General features: G+C 63.3%; 15 protein-coding genes. 12 read left to right on the forward strand and 3 right to left on the reverse strand.

Translation table 11 applies throughout. The features are described 5' to 3' along the window. Positions 1 to 162: 162 nt before the first annotated feature. The 11 genes from ACQ4WN_RS13760 to ACQ4WN_RS13810 all read left to right on the forward strand — a co-directional run bounded on the left by ACQ4WN_RS13760 (position 163) and on the right by ACQ4WN_RS13810 (position 11,531). Positions 163 to 873 carry a pseudouridine synthase gene (locus tag ACQ4WN_RS13760; protein WP_077409252.1) on the forward strand — a complete coding sequence of 237 codons (711 nt, stop codon included), beginning with the start codon at positions 163 to 165 and terminating at the stop codon, positions 871 to 873. A gap of 88 nt (positions 874 to 961) precedes the next feature. After that, a complete protein-coding gene (locus ACQ4WN_RS13765) occupies positions 962 to 1,960 on the forward strand; it encodes a fumarylacetoacetate hydrolase family protein (RefSeq protein WP_436552057.1) in 999 nt (332 codons plus the stop codon). A 139-nt stretch (positions 1,961 to 2,099) separates the two neighbouring features. Next, complete coding sequence (flhB, locus tag ACQ4WN_RS13770) at positions 2,100 to 3,293, forward strand: flagellar biosynthesis protein FlhB (protein WP_436552058.1); 1,194 nt, start codon at positions 2,100 to 2,102, stop codon at positions 3,291 to 3,293. After that, positions 3,290 to 5,386 (forward strand): flagellar biosynthesis protein FlhA, encoded by a 2,097-nt coding sequence (gene flhA / locus ACQ4WN_RS13775; protein ID WP_436552059.1) that lies wholly within the window; start codon positions 3,290 to 3,292, stop codon positions 5,384 to 5,386. The genes flhB and flhA overlap by 4 nt, the downstream gene beginning before the upstream one ends. A 315-nt stretch (positions 5,387 to 5,701) precedes the next feature. Continuing rightward, positions 5,702 to 7,030, forward strand: coding sequence for a flagellar biosynthesis GTPase FlhF (gene flhF, locus ACQ4WN_RS13780; protein ID WP_436552060.1), 1,329 nt, complete (start codon positions 5,702 to 5,704; stop codon positions 7,028 to 7,030). After that, complete coding sequence (locus ACQ4WN_RS13785) at positions 7,023 to 7,886, forward strand: MinD/ParA family ATP-binding protein (RefSeq protein WP_436552061.1); 864 nt, start codon at positions 7,023 to 7,025, stop codon at positions 7,884 to 7,886. The genes flhF and ACQ4WN_RS13785 overlap by 8 nt, the downstream gene beginning before the upstream one ends. A 44-nt stretch (positions 7,887 to 7,930) precedes the next feature. Further along, complete coding sequence (locus ACQ4WN_RS13790; protein ID WP_436552062.1) at positions 7,931 to 8,662, forward strand: RNA polymerase sigma factor FliA; 732 nt, start codon at positions 7,931 to 7,933, stop codon at positions 8,660 to 8,662. Next, on the forward strand, positions 8,644 to 9,390 hold the full coding sequence (locus ACQ4WN_RS13795) for a flagellar motor protein (protein ID WP_071075840.1): 747 nt from the start codon (positions 8,644 to 8,646) through the stop codon (positions 9,388 to 9,390). The genes ACQ4WN_RS13790 and ACQ4WN_RS13795 overlap by 19 nt, the downstream gene beginning before the upstream one ends. Positions 9,391 to 9,395: 5 nt before the next feature. Beyond that, the gene (gene motD / locus ACQ4WN_RS13800) at positions 9,396 to 10,184 is read left to right on the forward strand and encodes a flagellar motor protein MotD (protein ID WP_436552157.1); all 789 of its coding nucleotides are present in this window, start codon (positions 9,396 to 9,398) and stop codon (positions 10,182 to 10,184) included. Between the two features lie 50 nt (positions 10,185 to 10,234). Next, positions 10,235 to 10,597: a translation initiation factor Sui1 gene (locus ACQ4WN_RS13805; protein ID WP_436552063.1), complete on the forward strand. Its 363-nt coding sequence runs from the start codon at positions 10,235 to 10,237 to the stop codon at positions 10,595 to 10,597. 73 nt (positions 10,598 to 10,670) lie between these two features. Further along, complete coding sequence (locus ACQ4WN_RS13810; protein WP_436552064.1) at positions 10,671 to 11,531, forward strand: hypothetical protein; 861 nt, start codon at positions 10,671 to 10,673, stop codon at positions 11,529 to 11,531. Positions 11,532 to 11,594: 63 nt separating this feature from the next. On the opposite strand, the gene ACQ4WN_RS13815 is transcribed toward ACQ4WN_RS13810, so the two are convergent. From ACQ4WN_RS13815 to flgA, 3 genes are all read right to left on the reverse strand, one after another. Further along, entirely contained in the window at positions 11,595 to 12,062 is a 468-nt protein-coding gene (locus tag ACQ4WN_RS13815) for a flagella synthesis protein FlgN (protein ID WP_436552065.1), read from the reverse strand. 8 nt (positions 12,063 to 12,070) lie between these two features. After that, positions 12,071 to 12,379, reverse strand: coding sequence for a flagellar biosynthesis anti-sigma factor FlgM (gene flgM, locus ACQ4WN_RS13820; RefSeq protein ID WP_034787161.1), 309 nt, complete (start codon positions 12,377 to 12,379; stop codon positions 12,071 to 12,073). Positions 12,380 to 12,490: 111 nt separating this feature from the next. Further along, a complete protein-coding gene (gene flgA, locus ACQ4WN_RS13825) occupies positions 12,491 to 13,186 on the reverse strand; it encodes a flagellar basal body P-ring formation chaperone FlgA (RefSeq protein WP_436552066.1) in 696 nt (231 codons plus the stop codon). 191 nt (positions 13,187 to 13,377) lie between these two features. On the opposite strand from flgA, the gene flgB reads away from it, so the two are divergent. Then, entirely contained in the window at positions 13,378 to 13,827 is a 450-nt protein-coding gene (gene flgB / locus ACQ4WN_RS13830) for a flagellar basal body rod protein FlgB (protein ID WP_426071621.1), read from the forward strand. Positions 13,828 to 13,829 lie beyond the last annotated feature (2 nt).

Raw genomic sequence — 13,829 nt, forward strand, 5'->3', positions numbered from 1 at the left:
GCGCTTGATATATCTCAAAGGAATTGGCCATTTATATCGAAATATCACCTTGTGCTTCGCCTTATCTGTGCCTGCACAAGGTTGGCGCGCGCTCTACCGCCAGGCGCAGGCGGCGCGCGCCGCCGCTTCACGCTGCCAGCTGCTTCTGGTAAAGTCACGCCCATGAGTAAATTATCCCTAGACCGCATCCTGCAATCGCAGGGTTTTGGCACCCGTAAATATTGTCGTTCCCTCATCGAAGATGGCGATGTCGTCATCGATGGCGTCACCCAGACCAATTACCGCACCACCGTCGAGACCGAAGGCCTGGTGCTGCACGTTTTTGAAGAAGAGTGGGTCTACCGCGCGCACCTGTACCTGGCGCTGAACAAGCCCGCCAACTTCGAATGCTCGCGCAAACCCAGCCATCATCCTGGTGTGCTGACCTTGTTGCCGGAACAGTTCACATGGCGCGAAGTCCAGCCTGTCGGCCGACTTGACCACGATACGACCGGCATGCTGCTGATGTCCGACGATGGACCGTTTATCCATGCACAATCGTCGCCGAAGCGTCACGTTCCAAAGATTTACCAGGCTACCACGCAAGAGCCCGTGACCGATGAGCTGGTGGCCCTGTTGCTGGCTGGCGTGCAGTTGCACGACGAACCGGCCCCGCTGGCCGCCCTGGTCTGCGTCAAGCGCGGAGAATTCCAGCTGGAAATCGTGCTCGAGCAAGGCAAATACCACCAGGTCAAGCGCATGCTGGCCGCCGCCGGCAACCATTGCAGCGCGCTGCACCGTTCCGCCATCGGCAGCCTCACGCTGGAGTCGCTGGGCATTGCCGAAGGCGAGTGGTGCTACCTCACGCCCGAGCAGATCGCGCTGCTGGCCTGAATCTCTTCCTGACCGTCAAAGCCGGGGATTTCCCGGCTTTTTGGCGTCTTTAGTCCCCACTGCCTGCATTTGACGAAGTTTCCCGCACATGAAATTAGCTACCCTGAAGGATGGCACGCGCGATGGCCAGCTGGCTGTCGTCTCGCGCGACCTGAAAACCGCCCATCTGGCCGATGGCATCGCCTCGACCCTGCAAAAGGCGCTCGACGACTGGAGTTTCATCGCCCCCCAGCTGGACTTGCTGTACCAGACCATCAATAGCGGCCGTGGCCATCGGGCCTTCGAGTTCGATCCCGCCAACTGCATGGCCCCCTTGCCGCGCAGCAGTCTGCGCGTGGGAAGCACGTCCTACCTGCAGCAGATCGAGCGGGCCTGCAAGGCGGCGGGCGTTGACGCGCCTGCCAATCTGCGCGAGGCGCCACGGATGTACCAGGGCGCCAGCGACGATTTCCTCGGTGCCCACGACGACATCACCCTGGCGCACGAGCAGTGGGGCATCGATTATGAAGCGGGCATCGCCGCCATCACGGACGACGTGGCCATGGGTTCAACGCCGGACCAGGCACACCTGAACATCAAGCTATTGATGCTGGTCAACGACATTACCCTGCGCAACCTGGCGCCCGACGAGCAGGCCAGTGGTTACGGCTTTCTGCAATCGAAACCGGCCATGGCCTGCTCGCCCGTGGCTATCACGCCCGACGAGCTGGGCGACGCCTGGCGCGGCGGCAAGGTGCATTACGCGCTGCGTTGCAGCCTGAACGGCAAATTGACGGGCCAGCCCCACGCGGGCGCCGACATGGCCTTCAATTACCCGCAATTGCTCGCCCACTTGTGCCAGACGCGCAACGCGCGCGCCGGCAGCGTGGTCAGCGCGGGCGGCATCGCCAACAAGGAAGTCAAGAAGGGGTTTTCCAGTATCGTTGAGCGACGTAACCAGGAGATGATCGCCGATGGCGTCGTCAGTACGCCCTATTTGCTGTTCGGTGATGTTGTTCGATTCGACATGCTGGGTGACGATGGCAAGTCGCTGTTTGGCGCGATAGAACAAACGCTGAAACAGGCCGAGACGCGCAAGTCGCGTTAAGGTTTCTGCGGAGCAAAGGAAAAGCAGGGGATTCGCCCTCCTTTTCCCTTGATGGCGTTGCCGTCATTGAACCGATAATGCGTCATGCCCAGTCCGTATTGCGCCTAACCAGGCTGCAGGACTTCACCGGAGTTGATTGATGTCGGAAGACAGCGACGCAGAAAAGACCGAAGCCGCGTCACCGAAGCGCCTCGAGCAGGCGCGTGAGGAAGGCGACGTTCCGCGATCGCGTGAAGTGGCAACGTTTACGGTGCTGATGGCGTCCGGCTGTTGCCTGTGGTTTGCCGGCGACGCCATCGTGCGCCGGCTGACGGCCGTCATGGTGTCCGGCCTGACTCTGGACCGGGAGCAGATCCTCAATCCCGACGCGATGATGTTGCGCATCGGCTACGACGTGGGCTCAGTCTTGCTGACTTGCCTGCCGTATGCCGCGGCCATCATGCTCGTCGCCCTCGCTTCGCCCGTGCTGGTGGGCGGCTGGCTGTTCAGTTCCAAGGCATTCACCCCCAATTTTGGCAAGCTCAACCCGATTCGCGGCCTGGGCAATATGTTTTCGAAGAATGCGCTGGTGGAGTTGCTCAAGGCTGTCGCCAAGACCATCGTCGTCGGCGTCGTCGCCTGGATGGTGATGCAGCACCAGAAAGACGCCGTGCTGGGCCTGTCGGTGGAATCCTTGCGCGCCGGTTCGGCTCATTTGATCAGCCTGCTGATCACGGCCTTCCTGATGATCGTGGGCGCGCTGGGCCTGATCGCCGCCATCGACGGTCCCTACCAGATGTGGCACTACGCCAACAAGATGAAAATGTCCTTGCAGGAAGTCAAGCAGGAATCGAAGGAGTCGGACGGTAATCCGCAGATCAAGGCGAAGATCCGCCAGATGCAGCATGAAATGTCGCGCCGTCGCATGATGGCCGACGTGCCGACGGCCGATGTGGTGGTGACCAATCCTACCCACTACGCGGTGGCCTTGAAGTATGGCGAGAATTCGCGCGGCGCGCCGCAGGTGGTGGCCAAGGGCATCGACGAGGTGGCGGCGAAGATCCGCGAACTGGCGGGCGAACACAAGGTCGCCATCCTGGAAGCACCGGCCCTGGCGCGTGCGCTGTACAAGCACACGGACATTGGCGATGAGATCCCCGAGGCGCTGTATGGTGCCGTGGCCGAAGTGCTGGCGTATGTGTTCCAGCTGCGCAGCTATGGCAGTGGCCACGGCCAGCGCCCCGACAAGCCGAAAAAACTCGACGTGCCGCCGGAACTCGATCCGCTCGACCCCGCATCGCAGATCAAAGCCGCAGCAGACGCAGCAGACAAGAATAAAGGAAGCACACCATGAACGGCCTGAGATTGCCAGCCTGGCTCAGCGGAATGAGCAACAACGCCAGCAAGGGCATCGCCGCGCCTGTCATCATCATCATGCTGCTGGCGATGATGGTGCTGCCGCTGCCGGCCTTCATCCTCGATATTTTCTTCAGTTTCAATATCGCGCTGTCCATCATCGTGCTGCTGACGGCGCTGTACACGGTCAAGCCGCTCGACTTCATGGCGTTCCCGACCATCCTGCTGGTGTCGACCATGCTGCGCCTGTCGCTGAACGTGGCGTCCACGCGCGTGGTGCTGACGGAAGGCCATACGGGCGCCGACGCGGCCGGTAAAGTGATTGAAGCGTTCGGTCACTTCCTGATCGGCGGTAATTACACGGTCGGTATCGTGGTGTTCATCATTTTGACCATCATCAACTTCACCGTGGTGACCAAGGGTGCGGGCCGTATCGCCGAGGTAGGTGCCCGCTTCGCGCTGGACGCCATGCCCGGCAAGCAGATGGCCATCGATGCCGACCTGAACGCCGGCCTGATCGGCGAAGACGAGGCGCGCCGCCGCCGCACGGAAGTGGCGCAGGAAGCGGAATTCTATGGCGCCATGGACGGTGCCAGCAAATACGTGCGCGGTGACGCCATCGCCGGCATCATGGTCACCGTCATCAATATCGTCGGCGGCTTGCTGGTGGGCTTGCTGCAGCACGACATGGGCTTTGCCGATGCGCTCAAGAACTACACCCTGCTGGCCATCGGTGACGGCCTGGTGGCACAGATTCCTTCGCTGATCATTTCCACGGCAGCCGGTATCGTCGTCTCGCGCGTGGCCAGCGACCAGGACATCGGCACCCAGCTGGTGGGGCAATTGTTTGCGAAACCGCAAGTGCTATATATTACCGCCGGCATCATCGGCGGCATGGGCTTGATTCCCGGCATGCCGAACATGGTCTTCATCCTGCTGGCCTCATTGCTGGCCGGTTCCGCGTATTTGATCAGCAAGAAGCGTACGCAGGAAAAGGCGGCGGCGGAAACGCCGGCCGAAGCGCCGCAAGCGACCGTGGCGCCCGAGCAGGAAGAAGCCAGCTGGCAAGACATCATGCCCGTCGATACCCTGGGCCTGGAAGTGGGCTACCGCCTGATCCCGCTGGTCGACAAGACGCAGGGCGGCGAATTGCTCAAGCGCATCAAGGGCATCCGCAAGAAATTTGCCCAGGAAGTGGGCTTTCTGGCGCCACCCGTGCATATCCGCGACAACCTGGAATTGAAGCCGTCCGCCTACCGCATCACCCTCAAGGGCGTGGAAGTGGGCGTGGGCGAAGCATTCAACGGGCAGTTCCTGGCGATCAATCCCGGCATGGCCAGCGGCACCTTGCCGGGCCTGGCCACCAGCGACCCCGCGTTCGGCTTGCCCGCCACCTGGATCGACGCGAGCTTGCGCGACCAGGCGCAATCGATGGGCTACACGGTCGTCGATGCGGGCACCGTGGTGGCCACGCACTTGAATCATCTGATCACCTCGCACGCCTCCGAGCTGCTGGGGCGCGCCGAAGTGCAATCGCTGCTCGATCACCTGGGCAAGGATGCGCCGCGCCTGGTGGAAGACCTGGTGCCGAAGATGCTGTCGCTGTCGACTCTGCAAAAAGTGCTGCAGAACCTGCTGGCCGAGGGCGTGCACATCCGCGACATGCGCACCATCATCGAAACCCTGGCCGAGCATACGGTCAATACGCAAGACCCGAACGATTTGACGGCGCTGGTGCGCGTATCCCTGGGCCGCGCCATCGTGCAGCAATTGTTCCCCGGCGCGGCCGAACTGTCCGTGATGACCCTGGACAGCCGCCTGGAGCGCCTGCTGATGCAAGCCATGGGCAATGGCGGCGATGGCGCGGGCATCGAGCCGGGCCTGGCCGATACCATCGCGCACCAGGCGGGCCTGGCTGCCCAGCAGCAGGAAGCGCTGGGCCTGACGCCCGTGCTGCTGGTGCCGGCGCCGCTGCGCGCGTTGCTGTCGCGCTTCCTGCGCCGCGCCCTGCCGCAGCTGAAAGTGCTGTCGCATGCGGAAGTGCCGGAAACCAAGACCATTCGCGTCACCAGCCTGGTGGGCGCGCAATAGTTGGCATAGTCAATACCGGGGTCAGACCCTCAACACCGCCAACACCAAGGTCATCGCCAAGGTGTGAGGGGGTCTGACCCCAGCCTTTGCTTAGCCCTTGATTTTGGTCAAAAAAACATCAATTTCCTCCCGGCAAACTGAATAACGGGTACTTTCCCGTCCTGTTCCTTCGATCATTTCCTCCAGGCATCGCTAATAATAGAAACTGTCCGGGTGATCTGTGTCCATGTGGAAGACAGCACCCAAGCAACAGGAGTCGACGATGGTCACACAGTTCAGCCAGTATTGCGCCACCCCCGCCTTGGGAGGCCGGTCATGAATGTGAAGAAATTTACGGGCGCCTCGTCGCGCGATGCGCTGCGCAAGGTGCGCGAAGCGCTGGGCCCCGATGCCGTGATCCTGTCGAACCGCCAGGCCGATGGCGTGGTGGAAATCCTCGCGCTGGCCAATGACGATGCCGCTTCGCTGGCCTCGCCGCCGGCCGCGTCCGAAATGGCCCAGCCCCGTCCCCAGTTGCAGACCCAGTTCGCCACGCCGCAGCGTCCGGCCGCCCCGGCCCAGCGCCCGGCTGCGCTACGCGCGGCCGCGCCGCGCCAGGCTTCTTCCGAGCCAGTGGACATGGCCCGCATGCAGCAGATGATGGCCAGCGCGCTGGCGCACGTCAAAGAGAACGCCGCCGCCGAGATGAGCGGCATGATGAATGAAATCCGCGCCATGCGCGGCATGATGGAAACCCAGCTGGCGGAAATCTCGTGGGGCTCGACGCAGCAGCGCGAGCCGCAAAAAGCCGTGGTGCTGCGCGAAATGCTGGCCGCCGGTTTTTCGGCCAGCCTGGCGCGCTACCTGATCGACAAGCTGCCCGCCGGCCTCGATGGCGCGCAAAGCATGCGCTGGATCAAGACCGTCCTCAGCCGTAACCTGAATACGGTGGCCAATGAAGACGCCATGCTGGAGCAGGGCGGCGTGTTTGCCCTGGTGGGCCCGACCGGCGTCGGCAAGACCACCAGCACGGCCAAGCTGGCGGCCCGCTGCGTGATGCGCCATGGCCCTGAAAAGCTGGCCCTGATCACCACGGACGCCTATCGTATCGGCGCGCATGAACAGCTGCGCATCTACGGCAAGATCCTCGGCGTGATGGTGCATTCGGTGAAAGATGAAGCGGACTTGCGCATCGCCCTGAAGGAATTGAAGAACAAGCACACGGTGCTGATCGATACGGTGGGCGTGAGCCAGCGCGACCAGATGGTCACGGAACAGGTGGCCATGTTGTCGGGCGCCGGCGCCGATGTGAAACGCCTGCTGTGCCTGAATTCCACGGCGACGCAGGAAACCCTCAATGAAGTGGTGCGCGCCTACCAGGGCAGCGGCCTGGCCGGCTGCATCATGACCAAGCTCGATGAAGCGGCTTCGATCGGCAATGTGCTCGACGTGGTGATCCGCCAGAAGCTGAACCTGTTTTATGTGTCGAACGGCCAGCGCGTGCCGGAAGATTTGTACCTGGCCGACCGCGGCTACCTGATCGACCGCGCCTTCAAGCTCAAGCGCGATGCGGCGGCGACGCAGTTTTCCGATGCCGAACTGCCGTTGCTGATGGCGCAGGCGGCTGCCCGCAACAATGAAGCGCGCGGGGTGCACCTTGGCTAATTTCGATTTCGACCAGGCCGAGGGCTTGCGCCGCATGCTGGCCGGCCCGCAGCCGCGCGTGATGACATTTTTATCGGCCACGCCGCAAGATGACAAGGGCGCCATGCTGGTCAACCTGGGCGCCTCGCTGGCCTACGGCGGCAATGACGTGCTGCTGCTCGACGCCAGTGGCGGCAGCGATGGCGTCGCTGCGCGCCTGGGACTGGCGCACGGCGCCAGCCTGCGCGACGTGGCGCGCCAGCAGTGCGCGTTGAACCAGGTCATCCACCAGGTGCCGCAAGGCTTCGGCGTGGCCAGCCTGGGCGCGCGCAACCATTTGATGGATAGCATGGACTATGCGGGCGAGGAAGAATTGCGCCGCCTGGGCAAGACCTTCGAAGTGCTGGCGCGCCAGAGCGGCATCGTGCTGGTCGACGGCGTCGTGGCCGACGAGGGCGATTGCTTCCCCGTGCCGCTGATGGCTTCGTCCGATATCGTGGTGCAAGTCTCGACCAGCGCCACCTCGATCAAGGCCGCGTACTGCCTGATCAAGCGCCTGAGCCAGGAACTGGGACGCCGTCCTTTTGGCATTCTGGTCACCGGCGCTTCCGAATCCGAGGCAAAAGTGGTATACGATAATATGGCGCAAGCGGCGAGCCGCTACCTGGCCGTGAAACTGACTTCGATGGGGTCGGTGCCTGCCGATGAGTATCTGCACCGTGCGGCGCGGCTGGGCCGCAGCGTGGTCGATGCCTTTCCGCTGGCGGGGGCCTCGGTGGCGTTTCGCGGACTGGCCGAGCGGCTGGCCCGTTCGGCGGCGCCGGTGCTCGGTGGCACCTTGTATCAGACGGGGAGCTTGCAGCAGTTCAGCGCCTGATTCCATCATCAGCACACGATAGCAGTTAAAACAATAAGCAGCCTATGTACACGGTCAAAGGGAAATCGAACAAGGACTATTTGCTGACGGAGCACATTCCGCTGGTGAAGCGTCTGGCGCACCATATGAAGGCGAAATTGCCGCCTTCGGTCGAGGTCGATGACCTGATCCAGGCCGGCATGATCGGCCTGCTCGACGCCATCAGCCGCTATGAAGAGACGCATGGCGCGCAGTTCGAGACGTATGCCGTGCTGCGCATCCGCGGCGCCATGCTCGACGAATTGCGCACCAGCGACTGGCTGCCGCGCAGCATGCGCCAGAACATGCGCAAGATCGAAGAGGCGATGAGCACCCTGCAGCAGCGCCTGGGCCACCCGCCGACGGAGTCGGAAGTGGCGAAATTGCTGAAGATGTCGCTGTCCGACTACCAGGAAATGCTGGGCGACGGCGGCGGCCACCAGTTGCTGTACTACGAAGACTTTCATGACCCGGACGGCAATGACAGCTTTCTCGACCGCCATTGCGTGGACGAGGACAGCGACCCCTTGCGATCCCTGCTTGATACCGATTTCCGGCAATCCGTGATCGATGCCATCGACGCGCTGCCGCCACGCGAGAAAATGCTCATGGGCCTGTATTACGAAGAAGAGCTGAATCTGAAGGAGATCGGCGCGGTGATGGGCGTGTCCGAATCGCGCGTCTCGCAGCTGCATACCCAGGCCGTCGCGCGCCTGCGCGCAACCTTGAGGGAGCTGGCGTGGACTGGTCCAGCGTAATCGGGCTGGCGCTGGCGCTGGCGGGCCTGCTGGTCGGCCAGGCACTGGAAGGCGGCAAGATGGCCTCCCTGCTGCAGCCGGCCGCCTTTGCCATCGTGGTCATTGGCACCTTCGGCGCCGTGCTGCTGCAAACGCGGCTGCGCACCTTTGTGCGCGGCCTGGAAATGCTGCGCTGGGTGTTCCTGCCGCCGGCCGACACGCGCGCCGCGCTGGCGCGCGACATCGGGCAATGGAGTTTGACGGCGCGCCGCGACGGCCCGCTGGCGCTCGAGCGCCTGATGGAAAACACGGCCGACCGCTTCAACGCCAAGGGCTTGCGCATGATCGTCGACGGCATCGCCCCCGACAAGCTGCGCCAGCTGCTCGACGTGGAAATCTCCGCCTATGAAATGGCTGAGCGCCAGGCCGTCAAGGTGTGGGAATCGGCGGCCGGCTATTCGCCCACCATCGGTATTCTGGGCGCCGTACTGGGCCTGATCCACGTCATGGAAAACCTCACCGACCCGAGTAAATTAGGTAGCGGCATCGCCGTCGCCTTTGTCTCGACGATTTATGGCGTGGGCCTGGCCAATCTGTTGTTCTTGCCGGTGGCCAATAAACTCAAGGCCATCGTCTCGCGCCGCGTGCTGCAATATGAAATCACGGCCGCCGTGCTGTACGACATCGCCACGGGCGACCATACGCGCATCATCGAAGAGCGCGTGGCCAGCCTGCTGCACGAGCACTGAGCATGATGCGGCGCGCGCGCAGGAAGTATGACGAGGAACCGGACAACCAGGACCGCTGGCTGATCTCGTACGCCGACTTCATCACTTTGCTGTTCGCCTTTTTCGTCGTGATGTATGCGATTTCGCAAGTCAACGAGGGCAAATACCGCGTCTTCCAGAATGCCATCGGCCAGGCTTTCAGTCTGGAAAAGGGCGCGCCGCCCATCATCATGGAAGCACCGCAAGCGATCCCGCTGCCGAATCCCGCCCTGAAACGCCGCACGGAAGCCATCCGCCGCGAGCGCGAACACATGACGCGCCTGGCGCAGGACCTGACATCCACCCTGGCGCCGCTGGTCAAGGAAGGAAAAGTGCGGGTCACGCAGACGAGCCGCGGCGTGAGCGTGGAAATCAATGCCAGCGTGCTGTTCGACCCGGGCGCGGCGCGCCTGACGGCGGAATCGGACCAGGCCTTGCGCGCCGTCGCCGTGCTGCTCAAGGACGACACGCACGACGTGCAGGTGGAAGGGCATACGGATGTCCAGCCGATCAGCAATTCGGCCTTTGCCTCGAACTGGGAATTGTCTGCCGCGCGCGCCAGCGCCGTGGTGCGCCTGTTCATCGCCAGCGGCGTGCAAGCGTCGCGCCTGACGGCCGTGGGCCACGCCGACAACATCCCCGTGGCGCCGAACGCCACGCCGGAAGGGCGCGCGCGCAACCGCAGGGTCGCCGTGACGATTTTATCCGGCATCCCGGAAACGGTGACGGAAGTGCCGACGGCGCCTGTTGCACCTGCGCCGGTACCGGCTAACTGAACTCCGTTGCTTGGTACAATCGCGGCCTTCTCCCTTTTTATCTCTCGATCATGAAAAGCAGTTCCCTGGGCGGTCTCGTCTATTCCACCGAAACGGGCCGCATGTGTCCCGCATGCCGCCAGCCATTGGCGCAATGCGCGTGCAAGGCGCAAGCCAAGGCGGCGCCTGCGGGTGACGGCGTGGTGCGCGTGTCGCGCCAGACCAAGGGACGCGGCGGCAAGAGCGTCACCGTGGTGAAGGGCTTGCCGCTGGACGCCATCGCGCTGGCCCTGCTGGGCAAGCAGCTGCGCACGCAGTGCGGCTCGGGTGGCACCGTCAAGGATGGCGTGATCGAAGTGCAGGGCGACCATGTAGAGACGGTGATGGCCGCGCTGGCCAAGCTGGGTCACCAGCCGAAAAAGGCCGGCGGCTAGCCGGCTCGCGTGCGTGCGGCACTGTGCCGCGCGCCTGTGGTAACGTGCGTTTTCAGTCCACGCGCGCCACTTCATGATGAATATCAAACTTACCGGCATCGCCATCGCCGCTGCCATCGCGGCAGCGCTGGCGCTGGCGTACTGGCCCGCATCCGACGGCGGCGCGCCCGCAGTTGCTGCCACCGCTGCCGCCAGCGGGCCAGCGGGACGCAGCCTGGAATCGTATTTGAATATCGATGCCAGCCCGGTCGCCGATGCCGCGCCCGTTGTCGTGTCCCTGGCGCTGCGGCTCGAACGCCTGGGTGCCAGCGGCAGGGCGGAAGACGCGTATGCGGCCTTCAATCTGATCGACGACTGCATCGTTTTTCAACGCGAAAGCCGCTTGCCGGGGCTGGAATTCGAGCTGGGACGCGAGATGACGGCGGAAGAAAAAGCCGCCCAGCAGCAGCTGTGCGCGGGCCTGACGCAGCGCCAGCGCGACGACCGCCTCGGCTATCTGGCCACTGCCGCGAAGGCGGGCGTGCCGGGTGCTGCCACGCTGTTCCTGTCGGAAGGCCCGTTCGGCGACCGCAGCGCGCTGCGCAACCGTCCCGACGATCCGCTGGTGCAGGCATGGAAGCGGCAAGCCATCGCCCAGCTGACGGCGCAGGCGGACGAGGCGGAACTTTCCAGCGTGGCTACCCTGATGATGGCGTATCTGCGCGATGGCGAGGTGGTGCAGAAGGATGCGCCGCAAGCGTATGGCTACCTGCTGGCCCTGCGCCTCGTCTACGACGACATCCTGGCGCCCGGCGTCACCAATCCCTACCAGGATGAATACTGGCACTGGCTGCAGGCTGAACTGACGCCGGTGCAGCAGGCTGCCGCCGCAGCGAAGGGCCAAGCCATCGCGGCGAAATTTCGCCAGCACACGGGGCGTCCCGCGCACGGATGAGCTGGCAAGGCCGCTGCGCCTTGCCGGGGGGGATCTGTCAAATAAGGGAAATAAGAAGGGAAATTAGCCGATCACGACGCGCCGGCTGGCCGTGTTCGTCATCGGTTGGCCGCTGGGGCCGTAGAAGTTGCCGCTCTGAGCCGTGGGGCGCATGGCGTTCAGGGCGCCTTGTGTGTGCAGCATGTGCTTGTTGACCAGCAGGCTGTTCAGCCGGTTTTGCTCCTTGGCTTCGCGCGTGGTCTCGAGCAGGGCTTTCCACAGGGATGCCGCTTCGGCTTCGCTGGCGCCGACCAGCCAGTCTTCCATGCCCGCCTCGGCGGCCGTGAAACCGGCTGCCGCCAGCGCCTGGTGGCGTTGCGCCGCCAGCTGGCTCAATTGTCCTACGAGTGCCGTCTTGCGCGCCGTGAGCTCCGTGATCGCATCGATGTCAGCGGCAACCAGATGCCGCTGTTCTTCTTTCATCAATGCCAGCAATGTGGTCATGAGCTGTTGCTCGTCGCGCAGGCTGGAAAACGGAGTCACTGATTGCATGAGGGAACCTATCTATTTCGTGAGTGCAGCAAGTCCTTGACTGTGTCGAGGAGACCGTCCGCTACTTTTTCAGAGTTGACCTGGAACTGGCCGTCGGCGATCGCCAGCTTGATGCGTTCGACTTTTTTCGTGTCGAACACGGCGCCGCTGCCGGCAGTTGCACTGGCCGCTAATGCCTGTCCTTGCGGCGACAGGCGTACATTGTCCGACGTCGTCGGTGTTGCCTGGGCTTTCTCGGCATTCCGGGCGCCAGAGGTGCTCGCGGGCGCCACCGGCAGGCCGGGATTGCTTTTAATGGTGTTATCGGTAATTTTCACAGCGTGATCCTCGTCTGGTCGAAGTCAAGAAACTCCGGGATATGTGTGGTTATCGGCACCTTCTGCCGAAACTTTAGTGCGCCAGACCAGAATATCGCTGTCCATCCGTGTTTAAAAGGCGACCTCCACCATGCCACCTGCACGCGCCACGCCGCTGATCTGCTGGCCGCTCTGCGTGCGTACCTGTACCGTCTGACCATCGCCGGCGCTACCGATGGCGCGTCCTTCTGATGCTACCTGGAAACCGTTGCCACTGGAAACGACGCGCACCAACTGGCCCTGCATCACCACCGGCTTGCGGCGCAGGGTGTCGAGGCGCATCGGCGTGCCTGGTGGTAAGGAGATATTCGTGCTTGCACCCACGACCTGGGCCATGTCGGTGGCGATGCCTGCCGGTAATGCGGCCAGGTCGCCCTGCATCGTCACCAGCTGGCTGGCATCGATGGCTTGCCCTTGCGCCAGCGGCACGGCGCTGGCCACGTAGTCGCCCACGACGGCCACGTTGGCCTGCAAATAGATGGTCCAGTTGCCTGGCACCGTGCAGCGCACGCCCACGGTGGTCTTGCCCCAGGCGCGGGCGCCCGGCGCCATGAATGCTTGCGGTGCGGGGCAAGCGGCCAGGTTCAGGCGCGGATCGACGGCGCCGACGGTGATCGTCACCTTGCCCGGCAAACCGTTGCTTTGCACCTGCAGGAATTGTTCCACGCTGTTGCGCAGCGCTTCAGGCGTTTGCCGGCCGGCGTTTTGCGCCTGGGTTAGCGTTGGCAGGGCGGCAAGAGCGAGAAGGAGTGCGAGCGGTGTTTTCATGGTGATAGGCCTCTGGAATACTGCCATGATAGTGCGCGCGGCCCTGATCGAAGCGCCGATTAAGGGGTAAAAGTGCAGTCTGATCCGGCGATGGCCTTGCTTGTGGGCACCGTACTATGTTTCCTGTCATCACTATACCGCCATCCTTCCGCCATCTCAGGCGCCAGTGGCAGATCTTTCCGGAGCCTGACATGATAGGGAAACTCGACGATTACATGCGCTTCAACGAGACGGCGCTGAGCCTGCGCTCGACGCGCCAGGAATTGCTCGCCTCGAATATCGCGAATGCCGATACGCCCAACTACAAGGCGCGCGATGTCGATTTCGCCAGCGCGCTGAAGGGGGCGATGGCGCGCAAGGATGGCGTGCAGCCGGCTCTGAAGGGCACGGCGCCGCAGCATATGCCGGGCAAGGGCGTGGCCGCCACCGGTGGCAGCACGGGCGGCAAGGTCGAGACCCTGGCCGACGGCACGCCGCTGCTGTACCGCGCGCCGGCCCAGGGCGCCGTCGACGGCAATACGGTAGACATGGATCTCGAACGCAACGCCTTTGCCGACAATGCCATCCGCTACGAGGCGGCCGTGACCTTCCTCAACTCGCAGATCAAGGGCATGCTGACGGCTATCCAGGGAGGACAATAATC

Origin of the sequence: Janthinobacterium pasteuri, from assembly GCF_051380775.1 — a bacterium.
GTDB lineage: Bacteria > Pseudomonadota > Gammaproteobacteria > Burkholderiales > Burkholderiaceae_D > Janthinobacterium.